Below are 21597 nucleotides of genomic sequence, written 5' to 3'. Positions count from 1 at the left end.
GAGAATATATGTTTGATAAAAGTAAAAGACAGATTAATTATTTAAGACTTTCAATTACAGATCATTGTAATTTAAAGTGTCAATACTGTCTTCCCGAAAAAGTTACAAAATTTCATAACAATTCAGATTTATTAAAAAGTGATGAAATTGAAAAAATTGTAAAAGCATTTTCTTTAATTGGAATTAAAAAAATTAGAATCACTGGAGGCGAGCCTTGTGTTCGAAGTGATTTTTTAGATATCTTAAAAAAAATTCATCAGATTAATGGAATCGATAAAATTGCTATTACAACTAATGGCTTTAAACTTTTAGAAAATATTGATTTATTTAAAGCGAATGGATTAAATCGAATCAATATTAGCTTAGATAGTTTAAATCCAAAAAAATATAATGAAATAACACGTGGTGGTGATTTTCATACTGTTTTTGAAAGCATAAAAAAAGCATGTTTAAAAAACTTTGAAAAAGTTCGTTTAAATGTAGTTATTATGAAAGATGTTAACGATGATGAAATATTTGATTTTGTAAATCTAACAAAAAATTTAAATATTGGAGTTCGATTTATTGAGCTTATGCCTATTGGAGAAGGTAAAAAATTTACTTCTGTTAAAAATTCAGAAGTATTATCTTTAATAAAAAAACACTATATTTTAGAAAAACACAACAATTTAGAAACCGATGGACCTGCAAATTATTATAAAATAAATGGATTCCTTGGTGAGATTGGATTTATAAGTCCACTTTCAAATAGATTTTGTGACAAATGCAACCGAGTTAGAGTTACGTCTGAAGGTTTCTTAAAACTTTGCTTACATTATAATGAAGGAATTGATCTTATTCCATATTTAAAAGCAAATGTTTCAACCGAAGATTTAGCTCAAATTATAGAAGATGCAATATATAATAAAAAACCAAAAGAACATCAAATGGATTGCATTAAAAGTATTGAAGATATTAAAAAAATAGAAACAAAAGGTATGAATGAAATAGGAGGATAAAATGGGTAAAATTATTGCAATTTGTATTAGTGAAGAAAAAGGTACCGAAAAAAGTGTAATTGAAAAAGGTGTTCTTATTCAAAATTTTGGGCTTCAAAAAGATGCTCATGCTGGTAATTGGCATAGACAAATAAGCTTATTAGAAGTTGAAAAAATTAACGACTTCAATAAAAAAGGTGGCAATGTTGATTTTGGAGCTTTTGGTGAAAATCTTATTGTTGAAGGTGTTGATTTAAAAAATTTAGCTGTTGGAGCTACATTAAAAATAGGAGATGCACTTCTTGAAATAACTCAAAAAGGTAAGCAATGTCATCATCATTGTAAAATATACCATAGAGTAGGGGATTGTATTATGCCTCGTGAAGGTGTTTTTGCAAGAGTAATTCTTGGGGGAGAAATTTCTGCTGGTGATTTTATTGAGGTTATTGATTCACCTATTATCTTAGAAGCTTGTGTTGGATCATACGATGAAGCTTTAACTGCTATTGAAAAAGGTGCCAATAGAATTGAACTCTGTGAAAACTTACATGAAGGTGGAACAACTCCCTCGTTTGGAACTATAAAAAAAATAAGAGAGCTAGCAATTCCTACTTTTGTTATGATTAGACCTAGAGGTGGAGATTTCTGTTATTCAAAAGGTGAAATTGAAATTATGAAAGAGGATATCAAAATATGTAAAGAGCTTGGTGTTCTGGGGGTTGTTTTTGGTGTTTTAAATAAAGATAAAAAAATTGACTATTCTTTACTTCAAACACTTGTTCAGCTTACTAAACCTATGAGTATAACTTTCCATAAAGCTATCGATGAAGTAGAATATCCAGAAGATGATATTTTAAAACTTGCAGAAATGGGCATTGATAGAATTTTAACTTCTGGAAAAAAAGATACAGCTATTGAGGGAGCAGAGCTTTTAAACAAATTTATCAAAATAGCTCAAGATAAAATTAAAATTGTAGTTTGTGGTGGGATTACAAAGTATAATTTTAATAAAGTTGAAAATTTAATTCCTAATACAGAATATCACGGTAAAAAAATTATTTAAAAAAATACAAAAGGGAGTGGGGTATTTTATGACATTTTTCAAAAAAACAAAATTAATATTTTTAAGTATTTTTATTTTTACGACATGCTTAATTAGTGCAAAAGAGTATATCTCTTCTGCAAAGGGGTACAATGGGGATATCAAAGTTAAAGTCAAAATTACAAATGATGAAATTAAAAATATTGAAATTTTAGAACAAAACGAAAGTAGTTTTACAATGGATGGAATGAACTCTATTATTTCTGAAATTATTGAAACTCAATCTGTTAAAGTAGATAATATCGCTGGAGCTACAGCTACTAGTATTGGACTAAAAAGAGCTATAACTAGAGCTGTTAAAGACTCTGATGCTGATTTAAAAACTAGAGAAAAAAAAGTTGTCGTTTATAACGATATTACTACTGATATTGTTATAATTGGTGGTGGGGGAGCTGGTCTTAGTGCTGCTATTGCTGCTAAAGATAAAGGTTCTGAAGTTATTTTAATTGAAAAAGCCGCTATTTTAGGTGGAAATACAAATTATGCTACTGGTGGATTTAATGCAGCTGAAACATCTGTTCAAAAATCTAAGAATATAAAAGATTCTGTTCAAACTTTTATTGAAGATACTATGAAAGGTGGAAAAAATACAAATAATAAAGCTTTAGTAACTAAAATGGCTTACTCATCTTCTGAAATTGTAGATTGGTTAATTGCAAAAGGAGTTGACCTAAACGACCTTGGAAGAATGGGAGGACAAAGTGTTGATAGAACTCATAGACCTACTGGTGGAGCATCTGTTGGGCCAAATATGATTGCTGCTCTTTCTAAATCAGCTAAAATTTCTGGTGTGGATATTAGGCTTTCTACTTTTGCTGAATCACTTATTTATGATGGTGAAGCTATTAGAGGAGTTGTTGTAAAAGCTCCTAACGGACAAAAATATATAATTAACTCTACTGCTGTTGTTATTGCCACTGGTGGATTTGGAGCAAATTCAGATATGATTGTTGAAAATAACTCTTCTCTAGAAGGTTTTGGTACAACAAATCACAAAGGTGCTACTGGTGATGGTATAACTTTAGCTAAATCTGTTAATGCTGATTTTGTAGATATGAATGAAATTCAAACTCATCCAACTGTTATTCCTTCTAACAGTGTTATGATTACAGAAGCTGTTAGAGGTAATGGAGCTATACTTATCAATAGAGATAGTGAAAGATTCGTGAATGAATTAGACACAAGAGATGTTGTTTCAAAAGCTGAACTTGAACAAAAAAACAAAAGTGCTTTTCTTGTATTTGATGAAAATGTTAAGAAAAGTTTAAAAGCTATTGATAGTTATGAAAAGAAAGGCTATTTAACAAAAGCCCATTCAGTAGAAGAATTAGCTCATAAATTAGATATTTCTTCTGAAAAATTACAAAAAACTTTCACTAAATATAACGAAAATGTGAAATCTGGAAATGATCTTGATTTCAAAAGACAAAGTTTAAAAACAAGTTTAAATCTTCCACCTTTTTATAGTGTTGAAGTAGCTCCTGCTGTTCATCATACTATGGGTGGGATTAGAATTAATGAAAAAGCCGAAGTTCTATCTAATAACGAACCAATAAGTGGGCTTTATGCTGCTGGTGAAGTTACTGGAGGAGTCCATGGTGCTAATAGATTAGGTGGAAATGCTGTTGTTGATATAGCTGTATTTGGAAAGCTCGCTGGAGAAAATGCAAGTAGTTTTTCTAATTAATTGTTCTTTAAACAAACTTTAAGTTTTTTAACCGCATGTTTATGAAAAAAAAAATGCGGTTTTTTGTTTTTTTTTGAAAATTTATATTGATTTATAATTAAATTTATGTTAAAATTATTTGAGATTATAAAATATGAATAGGAGTTATATATTTTATAAATCTAAAATTTGAAAAAAAATTTTCAATTTTTTCATATGTTTATACATACTTTAATATTTAGGGAGGAATAAATGGCTAAAAATTCTACAAAAAAAATGAGCTTCTTCGAAAAATTCTTAAACTTTGTTGAAGTAACTGGAAACAAATTGCCACATCCAGTTGCAATGTTCTTTGGTTTCTTTGTTATTACAGTTATTTTCTCTGTACTTCTTTCTTACATGGGTGTTTCTGTTAACTATAAAGAAATTTCAAGGACTTCCGGTGAGGTTATTGAAAAAACAACTTATGTTCAAAATCTTCTAACAAGAAGTGGTATTAGAGAAATATTTGGTACAACAGTTAAAAACTTTACAGGTCATGCGGCACTTGGATCAATTGTTGTTGCTATGCTTGGAGTTGGATTAGCTGAAGGAACTGGACTATTAAACTCTTTAATTAAAAAAATTGTTATTTCAACACCTAAACAACTAGTTTCTGCAATAGTTGTATTTGCTGGTGTTATGTCTAATATTGCATCAGATGCTGGATATGTTGTTCTTATTCCACTTGGAGCAGTTATTTTCTTATCATTTGGAAGGCATCCACTTGCTGGTATAGCCGCTGCGTTTGCTGGAGTTTCTGGTGGATTCTCTGCTAACCTTTTAATTGGAACTACTGATCCTTTACTTGGTGGAATAACTACTGCTGCTGCTCAAATCGTTTTACCTGGATACTCAGTTACTCCTACTGCAAACTTCTTCTTTATGTTTGTATCAACATTCTTTATTACGTTTGTTGGTGGTTGGCTTACTGATAAAATTGTTGAGCCTAGACTAGGAAGTTACAAAGGACCTAAGGTTGATGTTGATTTAAATGGTCAAATTACTCCTGAAGAGAAAAAAGGATTAAAAGCTTCTGGTATTGCTATGATAGGATTCATTGTTCTAATTTGTTTAATGGTACTTCCTGAAAATGCTGTTTTCAAATTAACATCTGAAGAGATTGCTAAATTTGTTGCTACTAACAGTAGACAACCTGGAACTATGGAAATTTTAAAACCATTCTTTAGTGATTCTATTGTTTACATACTTATGCTAGCTTTCTTTATACCTGGATTAGCTTATGGTATCGCTGCTAAAACTGTTAAATCACACAAAGATGTTATAAAAGCTATGACTGCTGCTATGGCTTCTTGTGGACAAGTTCTAGTTATTATATTCGTTTCAGCTCAATTCGTTTATGTTTTCTCAAAATCAAACATAGGAATTGTTATTGCTGTTAAACTTGCTGGAGTTTTAAAAGATTTAGGAATTTCTGGAATCTGGGCAGCGGTTGGATTAATATTCTTAACTGCTTTCGTTAACTTATTTATTGGTGGAGCTTCATCAAAATGGTTAATGTTATCACCTGTATTCATTCCAATGTTTGTTGAATTAGGACTAACTCCTGAGTATACTCAGTTAGCTTATAGAATTGGAGATTCTACTACAAACATAATCTCTCCATTAATGTCTTATTTCCCTATCATAGTTGGTTTTGCTGCTAAATATGAAGAGAAAGAGGGATCGATGGGAATTGGAACTATTATTGCAATGATGCTTCCATACTCAATCGTATTCTTAATCGGTTGGACAATCATGTTTATTGGTTGGACATATTTAGGATTACCTATTGGACCTGGAGTTAGTATGTTTATGTAATAATTTAAAAGGATGAAGAAAAAATCTTCATCCTTTTTTTTCATCTTTTTTATAAGTTTTTTTCTTCTCCTATTTCAATTAAATCAATATACTTTTTCATCTCTTTTCTTGCAGCTTCACTTTTAGAAAATATTGTAACAACTTGTTCTGGATTCAATGTTCTGATAAAACTATTTAGCATTACTAAATCCATTGTTTTATCATCACTAAAATAACTATTTTTTATTTTTCCAATTGATGCAATAATTATATCTATCGGATAATATATCAATACTTTTATTATATTTTCAGAAAATATAGTATCTCCCGTTATATATATTCGTTTTGCTTTTCCTTCTTTATTTACGACTGTTAATAGATATCCATTTGATTTGCCTAAAATTGTTCCTGAAAAAAGACCACCACCCTTATAGGTAGGTATTACTTCTATTATTAATCTATATCCTTTTATCTCTATCTCTCTTTTTTTAAACCAATCTAAAAAATCTATATTTGCATTTTTCTTTTCTCGTAATAACTTTCCACACTCTTTTCGAGCAATAATTTTAGCATCAGCATCTATTACTTTTACTCCCTCTTCATCTAAATGATTTTGTTCAAATTCTGTTATTAACCACAATTTTATATTTTTAAAACTTTCATCTTCAGGTCCAATAAACTTTATATCATCTCCTTTTTTAATTGAAAAAGATGGATTGCATCCAACTTTAAATTTACCATCTACATCTAAAGTCCAACAATTTTTTCCCAAAAATTTAAATTTTAGTTCCATAAATCCCTCCATTTCTTTCTATATATCTTATTTCATTTTATTCAAAAAAAAAAGAAGGTTTCCTCTATTAACAAAATTTGAATTATTTTTCTGTTTTTATAACTCCATTTTTATACTCTACTTTTATAACTTTATCTGTAAAAGGAATTTCTTGAGTAACATCTCCAGTAAATAATTTTCCTTTATAATACAATTTTGTTCCATCTAATTTAAGATTTTCATCACCAAATTTAACCTCTTGTTTCATACAACCAACAAAAGATAATACAGCTATCAATACCAATAATTTTTTCATAATATTCTCCTAATTATATTTTTGATTTTATTATAGCATATTTTAAAAGGATTCTTTTAATTTTATAGTAAATATCTATATCAAATAATTTTTGTAGGTGATTTTATGAGTACCAATTTTGCAATATTAGCTTTTTTCACTTTAATGTTAACCTATCTTCTAATATGTGAAATCTTTACGGTTTTATTTAGATTAACTGGTTTAACAGAAGAAACAGCCCGCTTTCAGGTTATCTCTATGCTTACAACTTGTGGTTTTACAACAAGTGAAAGTGAATTAATAACATCATCTAGAAAGCGAAAAAAATTAGCGTTTATAACTATTCTTTTTGGTTATATATTTTCTGTTACTATTGTATCTATGATTCTTAATTTCTTTATGAGATTAACAGGTGAAGATAGTTTTCAATTAATTGTAAAAGTTATAGTTGCGATTATTTCTTTAATTATTATATGGTACTCCTTGCTCAAAGTAAATTTTGTAAAAAATAACTTTGACAATTTTATAGCTCAAATTGGTATTAAAGCTATGTTCAAAAATCAACATAATCCAATTATGGTCTTGGGGGTATTTAAAACTGAAGTTGTTGCTGAAGTTTCTATTACAAATACTCCAGAAGAATTGCTGAATAAAGAGCTTAAAAATTCACATGTTAGGTCTTATTATAACTTACAAATTCTTACAGTTATAAAAGATGATGACCGCAGTGAACCAGTTACAGGTGATACTATTCTTGAAAAAGGTGATAAAATAATTATTTTTGGGACTTTAAAAAATATTAAAAAACTTTTTATAAAAGAAAAACAATTTCAATAAAAGAAACTTAATTTTTTTTTGTATATTATTACTATAATACTTTATTATGAAGGAGGTAGCTTTATGTTTCACTTTGTACATGATTTTGAATTTTTAGGTTTAGCTAAAAAAAATTTTACTGATGACTATGGTAATGATATGTGTCAACTTTACTATATATATAAATGTAAAAAATGTCATAAAATCAGAACAAAAGAATTTATGGTTTCAAAAGCAAATGAGTCTGATGGAATTCCTACTGTATTGGGTATTTACCGTAATGCTTTAGATTGTGATGTTCTTAAAGCTCTTGATATTTCTTAGTTAAGGAGGAGAAAAATGTTTGTAAAAGATTTCAAAGAATTTGCTATAAAAGGAAATGCTGTTGATTTAGCTGTCGGAGTTATAATTGGAGGAGCATTTGGTAAAATAGTTACATCTATTGTAAATGATCTTTTGATGCCTATAGTTGGAATTATTTTAGGTGGAGTTAATTTTGCAGATTTAAAATATGTAATAAAAGCTGCTGAAGGCAATACTCCTGAAGCAGCAATAAAATATGGAAACTTCATACAATCAATTGTTGACTTTACAATAATTGCGTTCTGTATATTCCTTTTAGTTAAATTTATCAATCAATTGCGTAAAAAAAATGAGATTCCAGCTCCACCAATCGGACCTACTAAAGAGGAAACTCTTTTGACAGAGATTAGAGATCTTCTAGCTAAAAAATAGATAAAACAAAAGGATTGTTACTATTAATAACAATCCTTTCATTTTTAAACTTAGTTTATATTTAATTTTTTATTACTTTACTTTTAAACAGATTAAACACTTCTTCTACAGATAATATACTATCAATTTTCCAAGCATCTTTTCCTGCAAAGAAAATACCCTCTTCAGAATTTCCTTCATGTCCTTTTATTAAACTGTCTTTTACACAAAACTTTCTACTACATTTTTTTAAACAACTTGTACAATTTTTAGGAGTTAATTTTTCTTCAGCTATAACTCTATTTACAAACGAAGAAACTATAGCATTTGCAGGTAAACCAGCCGAACTCATGATCTGAACTACATCGCCCTCTTTTGAGTTTACATATATCTCTTTAAACTTTTGGCTTACTTCACACTCTTCTGTTGCTATAAATCTACTTCCCATTTGTACTCCAGCTGCTCCTAAAGACATCATTCTTTCAGCATCTTCTGGTGTTATAACTCCACCTGCACCAAATACTGGAATTTTAACTCCTTTTACAATCTCTTCAACTATATCCCAAGAATCTTTATCTGTTCCTAAGTGTCCACCAGCGTTACCACCTTCAACAACTATAGCGTCCGCTCCTAATTTTTCAGCTATTTTAGCTAGTTTTAAGCTCGAAACAATTGGAAATAATTTAACTCCAGTTCCTTTTACAGTTTCAAATATATCTCTTGAAAATCCCGCTCCACATATTATAACATCAACTTTTTCTTCAATTGAAATTTTAACTGCTTCTGCGAAGTTTGATGCAGCAACCATTATATTTACACCTAATGCTCCACCTTTTTTTATAATCATCGATTTTGCTTTTTTTATTTCATCTCTAATTTCGTCTCCTGGGATAGCCGTAACAGATATAACACCAATTCCACCTTGATTTGCAACTGCTGCTGCTAATCTAGACATTGATGCTCTTATTCCCATTCCACCTTGAATTATTGGTACCTCTATATTTAAATCTCCAATTCTCATTCAATTCACCTCCATATATAATAACACCTGTTATCATATCATATCGTTTTCAAAATTGGAAACTTTTTTTTATTTTTTTTTACTTTAAATTTTAAACCATATCTTCAAAGAAAACTTTATATGTTCTATAAGTTTCATATATATCAAGCTTTGATGAAACTTCAAATGGAGAATGCATAGCTAAAAGTGCTGGTCCTACATCTATAGTTTTTATTCCGACTTGTGCTAAAAACATTGCAACAGTTCCTCCACCACCTTCATCAACTCTACCTAATTCTCCAGTTTGCCAAATAATTCCATTTTTATTTAAAAGGTTTCTTATGCTCCATACATATTCTGCATCTGCATCATTTGTACTACTTTTCCCTCTAGAACCTGTAAATTTAGTTACAACTATACCATAATTCAATTTGGCTGCATTCTGAGCTTCATGAACACCTTTAAATATAGGATCCATTGCTGCATTTACGTCAGAAGAAAGAGCATTTGAATTCCAAAGAGCTTTTCTTAAATCTAAATCACTATAATTTCCTTTAACCCTATTAATAAGGTCACTTGTGAAATATTCTAAATAGTTTGATTGTAATCCAGTAGAACCATTAGAACCAGTTTCTTCTTTATCAGCTAAAAAAGTAACTGCTGTTTTTTTAGGAATTCCATCTAAGTCTAATATAGCTTTTAAAGATGTATATGCACATATTCTATCATCTTGCCCATAAGCTCCAATTAAAGATCTATCTAAACCTACATCCTTTGCTTTAAAAGCTGGTACAAGTTGGAATTCAGCAGATATAAAGTCCTCTTCTATCATTCCATATGCTTTATTCAATTCTTCTAAAACAGCATATTTAATAAGTTCTTTTACATCAGAGTTTTTTATTTTTGTTGGAATTGTTCCAACTATTATTTGCAACTCTTCTCCTTTTATAACTTCACCTGTTTTTCTTTCACCTTGGAACTTTGCTGCTAAATGTGGAAGTAAATCTGGAATTGTAAATACAGGATCATCCTCTCCCTCTCCTATTATAATATCCTTTTTTTCTCCATTAGCTAAAATTACAACTCCATGTAATGATAATGGAATAGAAGCCCATTGATATTTCTTTATTCCACCATAGTAGTGAGTTTTCATATATGCTAATTCTAACTCTTCATAAAGAGGGTTTTGCTTTAAATCTATTCTTGGTGAATCTATATGTGAAACAACATAATTTAATCCTTCTGTTATTGGATTTTCTCCTATTACAGCTAAAACTACATTTTTTTCTCTATTTACATAAAAAACTTTATCTCCAGGTACCAATTGTTCTTTTGTTTCAGCTTTTACAAAACCATTTTTTTCAGCTATTTCAATTGCATATCTTACATATTCTCTTTCTGTTTTACCTTTGTCCAATGATATTTTATACTCTTTACAAAAATCAAAAACCCTAACTTTATCAACACTTTCTTGTTTCCATCCATTTTCTTTTTTCAATAACATAAAATCCTCCTCTATTCATCGTAAAAACTTGATATATTTTCTATTTGCGAATATATAATTGCAGCCAATTTATGTGACAAATGTCTAATTCTTTTCTGTGAATCTATTCTAATCAAAGGCGATTTTATCACCTTTACTCTCATTTTTTTCAATCTATGATTGTCCAATTGAACTAAAGTACTTCCCTCTTCGCTGTATCTCTCTATAATCTCTTTTGGTATCTCTACAGAGTTTACTATAACTTTATCTATCATGTCAAATCCAACATGATTATTTATTGATTCTACATGATCAGCTACACTATAGTTTTCAGTTTCTCCCATCTGTCCTACAGCATTACACACATATATTCTTTGTGCTTTTGAAGCTCTCAGAGCCTCTCTCATATTGTCCAACAACAAATTTGGTATTATGCTAGTGTAAAGGCTTCCTATTGAAAATATGATCAAATCAGCTTCTTCAACAGCTTTTATATTTTCTTTCGGACTATTTACTTCACCATCATAAAAAACTCTTTTTATTTTTTCCCCTAAAACTGGGATATCGGATTCTCCAAAAACAAATCCACCAGTTGTTTTTTCTGCAATTAATTCTATTTTTTCTAAAGTCGCTGGTAATATCTTGCCGTTTATATTAAAAAGTTTTCTGAGCCTTCTTAAAGCGATTTGAACATCTCCTGTTATTTCAGTCATAGCTGTTATCAATAAATTTCCTAACGGATGAGCTCCTATAGATGAATCTTCACTAAATCTATATTGAAATACCTCTTCTATTAGAGGCTCTACATTACTAAGAGCTATCATTACATTTCTCAAATCCCCTGGTGCTGGAATATTAAATTCTTTCTTCAAAATTCCACTACTTCCTCCACTATCAGCTACTGATACTATCGCTGTTAAATCCATTGGAAAATGCTTTAATCCTTTCAATACAACAGATAACCCACTTCCCCCACCTATTACCACTACTCTTGGATTTCTCATAAAATCTCCCCTTTATTTTAAATATCTCTATATTGTATAACATTCTTTTGCAAAAAAAAACTATATTTGTTAAAATATATTATATATTTTAATATTTTTTAATTATGGAGGGGTTTTATGAAAAATAATCACGGAGCAAATCTTCAACAACTCTCTCAAAATTTGGGCATTAATCAAAAAGAAATCATTGATTTTAGTTCAAATATAAATCCTTTTGGTTTAAGTCCTAAAGCTATAGAAAAACTAAAAGAAAATTTTATGTTAGCTAGCATTTATCCTGATTCAGATTATAAAGATCTAAAAAAAAGCATATCCACTTATTGTAAATGTAATACTGATAATATTATTTTAGGTAGTGGAGCAACTGAATTAATCAGTTCTAGCATCAAAGTTATAAATCCAAAACACACTTTATTACTTTCACCAGCTTATTCTGAATATGAAAATGAATTAAATAAAATAGGATGTAAAATTACAAAATTTTTCTATAAAAAAGAAAATAGTTTTAAAATTAAAATTGATGATATATTAACACTCATCAAAGAGAAAAACTTTGATATGATTATCATATGTAATCCAAATAACCCTACAGGAACTCTTATTTCATTAGAAGATATCCAAAAAATTTATTCGTATTTTAAAAAGCCGATTATGATAGATGAAACTTATATAGAATTTACTGATTCTTCAAAAACATCAGCTATCAATTTAGTTCAAACTCTTCAAAATATAATTGTTATAAGAGGAACTTCAAAATTCTTTTCTACTCCTGGAATTAGATTAGGATACTCTGTTGTTTCTGATGGAGAAATTTTAAACTCTATGAAAACTATACCTAATCTTTGGAATATAAATATCTTTGCTTCAATTATGGGAGAAGCTATGTTTCAAGACACTGATTTTATAGATAGTTGCCATAAACAGTTTAAAGAAAATTTTAATTTACTTTCAAATGGATTAAAAGATATTGAAAATTTGAAAGTCTACCCTTCAAACAGTAATTTTATTCTTTGTGAAATTTTAAATATAAAATATAATGCAAATGATCTTTATGATTTTTTAGCTCAAAAAAATATTATAATTAGAAAAGCCGAATCTTTTGATTGCTTAAACTCACAATTTTTCAGAGTTTGCGTATTAACAAAAGAAAATATCAATACATTATTAAAAGAAATAAAAAATTTTACAAAGAAATTTTAAATGTGGAGGATTTATGTTAAAAAAAATTTTACTTTTAGGTTCACTTGCTCTCTCTAGGATAACTTTTTCACAATACGAGCCTTGGAATTTTACTCTTCTAGAAGGAAGCCTTGTTAAAGCTAATAAGGTTCCTGATGGATGGGGTGATTCAAAAGAAGAGATGTTATTTGAAATACAAGGAACAACTAGATATAACCTTTTGGACTTATATTGGTTTATTGATAGAACAAACATATTTAAAGATTCTAATTTAAGTAATAAAAATGACACCGATAATAACTATACATATGCTGAATTTACACCTAGATTATCTCTTGATGGATTAACAGGAAAAGATTTATCTATTGGTCCTATTTCAGAATGGTTTATAGCCTATCAATTCGATTTTGACAATGTTAATGGACACGAGAATAACGGACTTAGAAAACACTATATTGGTATTGGTAACTATGTATCTATACCAGAGATGAAATATATGAAATTTGATTATTTTAAAACAAATTTATACTCTAGATACGTTGACAGAAATTATGGTAGAGATGAAGATCAGTGGAATGGTTATATGTTTAATATCGCTTATGGTGGTACTATTCACCAATTCGAAAATGGTATGAAGTTTGGTTTTAGTGGATGGCTTGATTATGATTTTGGAGCGAAGTATAATTTCGAAGGACAAACTCCAGACTCTTTACAATGGCAAAATCAAATTCGATTATTTTTAAATAAAAATCTATCTCTAAGTTATACTTATCAAATAAACAATCATTTTTCACAAGTTAATATGAATAGCTCAAATAGAAATAATGAATCTTTTGGTTTCCACTATGCTATAATGTTTTAATGTATAAAATTTAAAGGAGAAAATAATATGTTAAAAAATGAATTATCTTTAATTGGAAGAACTGTAACTTTAGAAGAACTAAATATTTTTATGATGGAAAACAACTATTATAATATACACAACGATTTAAGCGAATCTGAAATAAACGATTGCCTTAATGAAAGGGTTGTAGCTTTTGAAAGTAAAATTGGAGAAAGTGATATTGAAATATACACATACTTTGAATTTGAACTTTTAGAAAATGGATTTTTAAAAATAGAAAACGTTTTCGAAATGTAATTAATCTGAACGCCACTTAAAAAAAGTGGCGTTTTTTTATAACTTAATTTCTAATTATCTCATCATTTGAATCTGCTATGCATGCACAATTTTTACCATTTTTTTTAGCTTTATAAAGAGCTGCATCAGTCTTATTATATAAATCAATAAATTCAGAATCACCATTTTCAATAAATGTTATTCCAATACTAGTAGAAATTTTTACACTTTTATTTTCTTTGTTATAAGTCGTATCCATAATAAATAATAATGATTTTATTCTCTTTAATACAAAAGATCTATCTTTACAATTTTTAACAAAAATTATAAATTCATCACCACCAACTCGAGCTGCAATTGAATCCTCTGAAAAAATTTGTACTATTTTATTTGCAGTTTCACAAATAACATAATCACCAGTTGTATGCCCTAGCTCATCATTTATCGACTTGAAGTTATCTATATCTAAAATAATTAATGCTGATTCATTTTTTTTAAATCCAACCTTTTTTATAAATTCTTCTAAATATTTCCGATTATAAATACCTGTTAAATAATCTTGATTTAAAGAATTAAGTATTGGCAACAACTCTTTTTTTGTATGGACATTAAAAATTTGAAAAATTATTAAAAAAGTTGCAACTAAAATCAATACAATAATAAGAGTATTTGCCCAAGTATTAAAGAAATATTTAGACGCATTTAAATCAGTAACTATATACCAGTTTGAAACTGGATCTTTCATAAAGGTTATTGCATGTAAACTATAGCCTTTTCTTTCAAAGAAAAATCCAAAAGAATTATCGAATAACTCTTTTTCTAATTCAATATGGTCATCCTCTAAAATAACATTTAGATTATTGTCCAAAATACTAGTTACATAAGCTTCATTTGCCGCTCCATATCTATTTTTTATCAAAATCAATTCACTTAAGTATATTGATGAAAATATAGCTCCAGTGAATTCTTTTTGAGGGTTTAATATCGGATGTGCAATTATAATTGTTTTTTCACCAGTTGTACAACTCTCAACAATCTCACTAACTATATTTCTCCTCTCGTCTTTTGCTCGTTTAAAATAATTTCTATGAGAAAGATTTGTTATTCCACCTTCTAAAGAGCTTGAAGTATTTCCATCTTTATCCATCAAAGCAAGCATAAGAAGACTATATTTATCTTGAAATGGTTTTAATGATAACGCTTTTTTTTGAATTGGAATATCTTCATTTTTAATATATTCCAACTCTGATAAAGACTCTATTAGTGAAATTTGATTTTCTATTATATTATTAATCTCTAATACGGTTTGGTTATTCATGAAAATAACAAGTTCTTTACTTCTAAACAAAATTTGTTTTACTGATAAAAATGATATGAATGCCACCAAAATAATCACTACTACTGATATCAGTTTGTATTTTTTTAAAAAACTTCGATACATTTTCAACTCCAAATATTTTATTTTTAATACAGTATATAGTATCACTCTATGTTATATATTCTTTTAGAAAATAAGTCAATCGAATTTTAGTAGCGTTCATAATTCTTACAGAATTTCAAAAATAAAAAAAACTCTATAAAATTAGATATATCAATATCTAATTTATAGAGTTTTTTCATTATAATACTTTATTAAGATTTCATTGCAAAAATATAATTATCCAACAGATTCCTCATTTTTGTAACTTTCCCACCATAAACTATATGAACATTATTCTTATCTGGAACTATTATTCCATTTGGTTTTGATTTTTTTATTAAATCTTGATTAATTAATAAGCTATCTTTCACTTCAATTCTAAGTCTAGAAATGCAGTTATCCACCTCAACTATATTTTCCATTCCTCCTAGACCCGCTACTAATTCTTCAACAATACCATCAGTTGGAGTTTTTCCTATATTCTGAGATTTAATCTCTATATCTTCACTCTCTGTATCTTCAAAATCATTTTTATTTCTTCCGATTGTTAACACATTGAATTTTTTTATTATGATACTATAAGTAAAATAGTAAAGTAAAAAGAAAATTGGTCCCACTATTAGTAGTAGATGCCACTTTGTGGCTGTTCCTTGTAAAGTTCCAAAAACAAGCCAATCTATTAATCCACCTTGAATATTTCCAATTGTTATTCCTAATATTGCAGGAATCATAAATGCAAGTCCTGCTAATATCGAGTTAACAAACCAAAGTAAAGGCGATATAAAGATAAACGTAAAATCTATTGGTTCTGTTATTCCTGTTAAAATAACCGCTGTTAATCCAGGTATAAAATACTTTAAGAACTTCTCTCTTTTTTCAGGTAAAGAACACTTATACATTGCAAATATTGCTGCTGGCATTCCAAATACCATATGTAAAATCTTCCCCTGAGCTAAGAATAATGTGGCTTGTGGAGAAAAAGCAAGATGATTCTCTAGTTGTGCAAAATATATATTTAATCCTCCAACTTGAGTTGTCCCAGCTACATTTTCAATTCCACCAAGAGCTGTAAATCTAAAAGCTTGGTTTAAAATGTGATGAAGTCCTGTTGGATTTATAGCTTTTTCTATAAATCCATATAAAAATACTCCAAATATTCCTAACTTTGATATAAACGTCCCCAAGTTCATAATACCGTTATTAATTATAGGCCAAATATAAACAAGTGCCATTCCAAGAAAAGGTAGCAATAAAACCGTTATTATTGGCACAAATCTTTTTCCACTATAGAAACTAAGTGATGGATGCAACTCAACTTGCTTAAATTTATTATGAATAACTACTGCTAAAAGCCCTGCTATCATTCCACCAATAACATTCATATTATAAACAAATATCCCCAAAACATTTGTAAATAATGAACTATTTAATGTAGCGTCAATTTGAGTCATTTCTTTTATTTCCATTAAGTAACTTATGCTTGTTGTTTCAGCAGTATATCCTTGAATAGCCAAAATATAATTCATTCCAACTAACATAGCTACATACCCAATAACAGCTGAATAAACTGCAACTTCTTTATCTCTTTTCACAACACCTAATGGAATTGCCATAGCGAAAAGCAATGGTAATTGTCCAAAAGGTATTCCTGATATTTTTCTAATAAATCCTAATACTGTTTGTGCTGTAGCTCCTTGAAGAAAAGGTAAAAATTTTACTATATTTGGATTTTGTAATGCTGCTGACAATCCCAAAAATATTGCCATAAATGACAGTATTGATATTGGAAATAATAACGTTTTTCCAAAACTTTGAAGTTCCTTTTTTAGTTTCTGCATATTAATACCCCTTTTTACTATTTTCTTTCTATCAATACATTTAAAATCTCTTGACTTTTCACTTTGTATTCAGTTACTAAATCTAATTTTTCTTCAAACATATTACTTAGGAAAACTCCGTTATCAAACTTTATTTCTATTGATTTATTACTTGGATTAAATACTCTTATAAATATATCCCCTGTGTTTTCACTCTCTTTTAAAGCACTTAAAACTGTTCCATTTAAATCAAGATTTAGAGAAGATTCTATCTTTTTTCTAACGTTTGGTATATTTATATTGAATCTATTGAACTCTTTTAATTGGTAACCCTCGATTGGAGTTAAGAATTCACGAGCTTTTTGGCTGTTACTTTTATCTGTTTTTAAGAATGTAAATGCTAAGCTAAAGTTAAACTTCTCTTTATATAATTGGTTATCTGGAGTTTCAATTTCAATTCCAGATGGTCTTCCAGGTCTATTTATAAGCTCTCTTTTCCCAAGGTGAGAGAATGTTCTAAATAGAGTTATATAAACTTTTTTGTCCACTACTTCATACTCTTTCAATCCGTAAGAATAGATAGTTGCCTCTGCTGATTCTGATTTTAAAGTCACATACGAGTTAAATGTTTCAATAGAAACTGGCTTTTCTGCCCATTTATCCTCTTCCCAAACGCTTAACTCTTTTTCAAAGTATACAGGCTTTTGAACAACACATAGATGAGAATCAGATTCAACAACATCTGTTTCAATCTCTGTATTTAAAACTGCTCTAAATCTTGTATCTTCTAAATAGTTAATATGAGCTATATCTACTTTTACAACATCTTTCTCTCCTAAACATAAAGTTATATCAAACTCAGCTTTTTTATCTAAAATTTTAGAATCTCTAGAGTTTTGATTTTTGGGTAAACTATATGTTAATTTATAGTTTAATATTGATTCTGAGCTTGATTCTAAAACTTTACAGTTCTCTATTTGAGCAGAATCTATAATTAAATCTTTATGAGGTGGTGAATAGTCATAACTATCTCCAGCATCTCCACTAGTTTCAATGTAAAATACATTTTCCACAACTCTATTTTGAGCTTTAATTAATAAGTTAACTTTCTTATTTTCTATGTAGATTTTGTATAATTCATTTTCAATATAACTTTCTACTGATTCTAGAGATAGTAGTGAATAGTTTTCTCCATCTTTATATGATAAATATTTTACAGATAATCCTTCTATTTCATCAACTATAAAGCTTACTTTAGTTTTGAACACCTTTATATCTAAAAGTCTAGCTGCAACTTGTCTATCTATAAGACCAGCATCTACAATCTCTTGATCTAAAACTAAATATTCTACTTCTTTATCACCATTTAATATTTTAAAATCACTACTTCTTGTTATAAACTCAAGCTCTACTTTTTCATTTTTTCTTTTGTATGGTAAATAGTTGTAGAGAGTTACCACATCTTCTTCGCCATTTTTAGAAGCTAAAGATATCAGTCTCATATAAAGTTCTATTTGAGTATCTAAAATTTCTTTAATCTGGGTTAATCTTTGTTTTATATCTTTATTTACTAAATCAGAGTTACATCCTCCAATACTATCATGAGCATGAGCTCCAAATAGCTCTTTTAAACATTTTTCAAAGATTTCGTGTGGATAATCAATGTTTAACTCTTTTCCTAAAAGTGCAAGTGGCTCTAAAACATTGTATATTTTATACTCAAGCTCTGTATTTAAAAGCTTTATATCCATTCTTGTAGAAGTTATAGTTTTATGTATCCTAGCGTGTTTACTATGATTTAATTCACCCTCTACAGTTTCTAATATTAAATCTTTTAAACTGTCTACATAACTTTCAAAATCAGATACTGCTACTTTATCCTCTTTATAGAAGTCTCTCATATTGTCCATAATTGAGTGAATATCTTTTTGAATAGGCATTTGGTCATGACCGTTCATTACAAGTCTGGCATTTCCAGCTGAATATTTATCCAAAACTTTTATTATTTTGTCCATTCTTACTTTTAATTCATCTTTATTACTCTCTAAATATTTAGCACCTTGGTAACCAGTAGCTAAGTTAACTCCAAATATTACACTGCCATCAATACCTTTCCAAAGGAAATCAGATTTCTCTCCTTTTAATTCACTGTACCCTCTCCAAAAGAAAGTACTATCTATTCCAAATTTAGAGTATATTTGAGGCATTTGAGCTGAATGTCCAAAGGTATCAGGAACATAGCCTACATTCATTACATCTCCATATTCTTTTGCTTTTTTTACACCATAATAAAGATTTCTAATAATAGATTCTCCATGAACTAATAGTAAATCTGTTTGTGTATACCAAGGACCAACTCTAAGAGCTCCTTTTTTCACTAGATTCTCAGTTCTATTCTTCCACTTTGGTGCAAATTCTATAAAGTCATCAAGCATAACACTTTGACCGTCTAAAACATATATTATATCTTCATGTTTTTCTAAGAATTCTATAACTTCAAACATATGATTTCTTAATAAAACTTGTGTCTCTGCTTTTGTGAAGTACCACTCTCTATCCCAGTGTGTATGCATTAATATCTTTATATCTCTATCCATTTACCTCGCCTCTTTGTTCTTTATTTTAACACTATTATAATCGAATAGAACAAAAAGTCTTAATCCTTTTTTACGGATAATTATCCATTCTGAAGTTTGTTTATCAACTCATTAATCATAATTATCATATGTAGCTGTTGCTCACGAGATATTGCATCTAGTTTGTCTATTGAAATATTATGAGTAAAAGCTGAAGTTGAAATTTCATGTACTGAACTCTGGAATTTTGTTATTGAAATTACAACTTTTCCTTTATCTTTAAAACTATTAGCAACATGCTTTACTCTTAAGGTCTCTCCTGAGCTAGAGAGTATAAATAAGATAAAATCTTCAAACTGTTCTATCATCTTCTCTTCATTTACAACTATTGCTTGAAACCCTAAATAAAGAAGTTGTCTTTGAAAATACAATGCTGTTATCTCTGAAGCACCTAAACCATATATTAAAATTTTTCTATTATTTTTTAAAATTTCTACAATATTTGGAATTCCTCCAAAATTTATATTTTCGATATAAAAAAATGTATTGTTTATATTTGAACTTTTTGAACTTTCCATTTTTTTTATATCATGCTCTATCCAATATTTTAACTCGCTAAAACCTTTAAAACCTAATTTTTTACAAACCCTATTCACGCTAGCCTGTGATGCATAAGCTTCTTCACAAAGCTTAATTACAGAATATTTTGGAATTTCATTAAATTTTTTTTCAATAAAATCTAAAATACTCTCTTCACTTTTAGTAAAATTAACCTTTAACTCTCTTGTTTGTAATATATTAATAATTCTATACTCCATATAATCCACCTTTTCTCTTCTATAATTAATACAATATTAGCATATTAACTCTTATTCTCTAAACCATTTTTTCAAAATAACAAAAAGGTAATTCAAATTAAATTGAACTACCTTTCTTTATCTATTAAAACACCACTTTAGCTCCAACAAAGAAAATTTTCATTTAATTAAGGCTCATTTAGAAGATATATACCGTTTAACTCTTTCTTCTTCTCAAATTAGTAGAATAACTGGTAAAGTATTTGAAGAGCTTGAGTCGTAGAAAAATAGACTTTTAAAACTCTATTTTTTTTATAATTTTAGCTGGAACTCCTCCTACCATCATATTTTTCGGAACATCTTTTGTAACTACTGATCCTGCTGCGATAATTGCGTTATCTCCAATAGTAACTCCTGGAACAATAGTAACATTTCCACCAATCCAAACACATTTACCAATGATAATAGGTTTAGGGCAAAGATTATTTCTTTTTTCAGGAGAAATACCATGATTAAGAGTTGCGAGTACAACTTTAGGTCCAATAAGTGTCCCATCCCCTATGCTGATACCTCCTTGGTCCTGAAAATGACAACCTGAATTAATAAAAATATTCTTTCCTATACTGATATTCTTACCACAGTCTGTATAAAAAGGTGGAAATAGCATAAAAGATTCATCTATTTCTTTTCCTATTAGCTTGGAAAATATTTTACGAACTTTTTCAGGTCCATGATAATTATTATTTAGTTCTGCAGTTATTTGAAGAGCTTCTAAGCTAAGTTTTATCATAAATTTATGTACTTTAGATCCTCCAATAACTTCTTTTCTAGCATTCAAGCTCTTTAAAAACATATCTAAATTCATCTCTGTCTCCTCTGTGTGCATATAATTTTATTTTGTTTATAGTTTAACAAAATATTTATGGAATATCAAATACCTATTATTTATAAATTAACATGCTTGTAAAGCATGTTAGTTTTATAGTATAATTCCTCAACATGATATTTAGGAGGATTTAC

The 21597-nt window shown here is 28.5% G+C and carries 20 protein-coding genes and 1 pseudogene; 11 read left to right on the top strand and 10 right to left on the bottom strand.

Annotation, left to right across the window (positions count from 1 at the left end):
• The first annotated feature begins 8 nt into the window (after nt 1–8).
• The 5 genes and pseudogenes from moaA to ACRCZX_RS07935 all read left to right on the top strand — a co-directional run bounded on the left by moaA (nt 9) and on the right by ACRCZX_RS07935 (nt 5605).
• Nucleotides 9–998 (top strand): GTP 3',8-cyclase MoaA, encoded by a 990-nt coding sequence (moaA, locus tag ACRCZX_RS07955; RefSeq protein ID WP_438582390.1) that lies wholly within the window; start codon nt 9–11, stop codon nt 996–998.
• Nucleotide 999: 1 nt separating this feature from the next.
• Nucleotides 1000–1404: pseudogene (locus tag ACRCZX_RS07950) on the top strand (MOSC domain-containing protein); the annotation flags it as partial.
• A gap of 30 nt (nt 1405–1434) precedes the next feature.
• Nucleotides 1435–2040, top strand: coding sequence for a copper homeostasis protein CutC (locus ACRCZX_RS07945; protein WP_438582448.1), 606 nt, complete (start codon nt 1435–1437; stop codon nt 2038–2040).
• A 28-nt stretch (nt 2041–2068) separates the two neighbouring features.
• Nucleotides 2069–3766, top strand: coding sequence for a flavocytochrome c (locus tag ACRCZX_RS07940; RefSeq protein WP_438582389.1), 1698 nt, complete (start codon nt 2069–2071; stop codon nt 3764–3766).
• A gap of 231 nt (nt 3767–3997) precedes the next feature.
• The gene (locus ACRCZX_RS07935; RefSeq protein WP_438582388.1) at nt 3998–5605 is read left to right on the top strand and encodes an AbgT family transporter; all 1608 of its coding nucleotides are present in this window, start codon (nt 3998–4000) and stop codon (nt 5603–5605) included.
• Between the two features lie 49 nt (nt 5606–5654).
• Here the strand turns inward: ACRCZX_RS07935 and ACRCZX_RS07930 are convergent, their stop codons facing one another.
• The gene (locus ACRCZX_RS07930; protein ID WP_438582387.1) at nt 5655–6377 is read right to left on the bottom strand and encodes an MBL fold metallo-hydrolase; all 723 of its coding nucleotides are present in this window, start codon (nt 6375–6377) and stop codon (nt 5655–5657) included.
• An 82-nt stretch (nt 6378–6459) separates the two neighbouring features.
• Entirely contained in the window at nt 6460–6672 is a 213-nt protein-coding gene (locus tag ACRCZX_RS07925; protein WP_438582386.1) for a hypothetical protein, read from the bottom strand.
• 105 nt (nt 6673–6777) lie between these two features.
• Here ACRCZX_RS07925 and ACRCZX_RS07920 point away from each other — a divergent pair, with 105 nt between their 5' ends.
• The 3 genes from ACRCZX_RS07920 (at nt 6778) to mscL (ending at nt 8202) form a co-directional block, all read left to right on the top strand.
• Nucleotides 6778–7488, top strand: a complete 711-nt coding sequence (locus tag ACRCZX_RS07920; RefSeq protein WP_438582385.1) for a TrkA C-terminal domain-containing protein — start codon at nt 6778–6780, stop codon at nt 7486–7488.
• A gap of 63 nt (nt 7489–7551) precedes the next feature.
• Complete coding sequence (locus ACRCZX_RS07915; protein ID WP_438582384.1) at nt 7552–7791, top strand: hypothetical protein; 240 nt, start codon at nt 7552–7554, stop codon at nt 7789–7791.
• 15 nt (nt 7792–7806) lie between these two features.
• Nucleotides 7807–8202, top strand: a complete 396-nt coding sequence (mscL, locus tag ACRCZX_RS07910; RefSeq protein WP_438582383.1) for a large-conductance mechanosensitive channel protein MscL — start codon at nt 7807–7809, stop codon at nt 8200–8202.
• A 61-nt stretch (nt 8203–8263) separates the two neighbouring features.
• On the opposite strand, the gene ACRCZX_RS07905 is transcribed toward mscL, so the two are convergent.
• From ACRCZX_RS07905 to ACRCZX_RS07895, 3 genes are all read right to left on the bottom strand, one after another.
• Nucleotides 8264–9202 (bottom strand): NAD(P)H-dependent flavin oxidoreductase, encoded by a 939-nt coding sequence (locus ACRCZX_RS07905; RefSeq protein WP_438582382.1) that lies wholly within the window; start codon nt 9200–9202, stop codon nt 8264–8266.
• 91 nt (nt 9203–9293) lie between these two features.
• Nucleotides 9294–10685, bottom strand: coding sequence for an aminopeptidase (locus ACRCZX_RS07900; RefSeq protein WP_438582381.1), 1392 nt, complete (start codon nt 10683–10685; stop codon nt 9294–9296).
• 11 nt (nt 10686–10696) lie between these two features.
• The gene (locus ACRCZX_RS07895) at nt 10697–11668 is read right to left on the bottom strand and encodes a gluconeogenesis factor YvcK family protein (protein ID WP_438582380.1); all 972 of its coding nucleotides are present in this window, start codon (nt 11666–11668) and stop codon (nt 10697–10699) included.
• Between the two features lie 117 nt (nt 11669–11785).
• On the opposite strand from ACRCZX_RS07895, the gene ACRCZX_RS07890 reads away from it, so the two are divergent.
• The 3 genes from ACRCZX_RS07890 to ACRCZX_RS07880 are packed head-to-tail and all read left to right on the top strand — an operon-like array spanning nt 11786 to nt 13988.
• Nucleotides 11786–12868: a pyridoxal phosphate-dependent aminotransferase gene (locus ACRCZX_RS07890; RefSeq protein ID WP_438582379.1), complete on the top strand. Its 1083-nt coding sequence runs from the start codon at nt 11786–11788 to the stop codon at nt 12866–12868.
• A 13-nt stretch (nt 12869–12881) separates the two neighbouring features.
• On the top strand, nt 12882–13709 hold the full coding sequence (locus ACRCZX_RS07885; protein WP_438582378.1) for an outer membrane protein OmpK: 828 nt from the start codon (nt 12882–12884) through the stop codon (nt 13707–13709).
• 27 nt (nt 13710–13736) lie between these two features.
• Nucleotides 13737–13988 carry a hypothetical protein gene (locus ACRCZX_RS07880; RefSeq protein WP_438582377.1) on the top strand — a complete coding sequence of 84 codons (252 nt, stop codon included), beginning with the start codon at nt 13737–13739 and terminating at the stop codon, nt 13986–13988.
• A gap of 43 nt (nt 13989–14031) precedes the next feature.
• On the opposite strand, the gene ACRCZX_RS07875 is transcribed toward ACRCZX_RS07880, so the two are convergent.
• From ACRCZX_RS07875 to ACRCZX_RS07855, 5 genes are all read right to left on the bottom strand, one after another.
• Nucleotides 14032–15408 carry a diguanylate cyclase domain-containing protein gene (locus ACRCZX_RS07875; protein ID WP_438582376.1) on the bottom strand — a complete coding sequence of 459 codons (1377 nt, stop codon included), beginning with the start codon at nt 15406–15408 and terminating at the stop codon, nt 14032–14034.
• Between the two features lie 191 nt (nt 15409–15599).
• Nucleotides 15600–17225: a PTS transporter subunit EIIC gene (locus ACRCZX_RS07870; RefSeq protein WP_438582375.1), complete on the bottom strand. Its 1626-nt coding sequence runs from the start codon at nt 17223–17225 to the stop codon at nt 15600–15602.
• A 17-nt stretch (nt 17226–17242) separates the two neighbouring features.
• The gene (locus tag ACRCZX_RS07865) at nt 17243–19801 is read right to left on the bottom strand and encodes a hypothetical protein (protein ID WP_438582374.1); all 2559 of its coding nucleotides are present in this window, start codon (nt 19799–19801) and stop codon (nt 17243–17245) included.
• 80 nt (nt 19802–19881) lie between these two features.
• A complete protein-coding gene (locus ACRCZX_RS07860; RefSeq protein WP_438582373.1) occupies nt 19882–20598 on the bottom strand; it encodes a MurR/RpiR family transcriptional regulator in 717 nt (238 codons plus the stop codon).
• A 274-nt stretch (nt 20599–20872) separates the two neighbouring features.
• A complete protein-coding gene (locus ACRCZX_RS07855) occupies nt 20873–21442 on the bottom strand; it encodes a DapH/DapD/GlmU-related protein (protein ID WP_438582372.1) in 570 nt (189 codons plus the stop codon).
• Between the last annotated feature and the right edge of the window lie 155 nt (nt 21443–21597).

Origin of the sequence: Cetobacterium sp., from assembly GCF_051658645.1 — a bacterium.
GTDB lineage: Bacteria > Fusobacteriota > Fusobacteriia > Fusobacteriales > Fusobacteriaceae > Cetobacterium_A.
The sequence above is the reverse complement of the archived record's forward strand: the minus strand, read 5'-3'. Positions and strand labels throughout refer to the sequence as shown.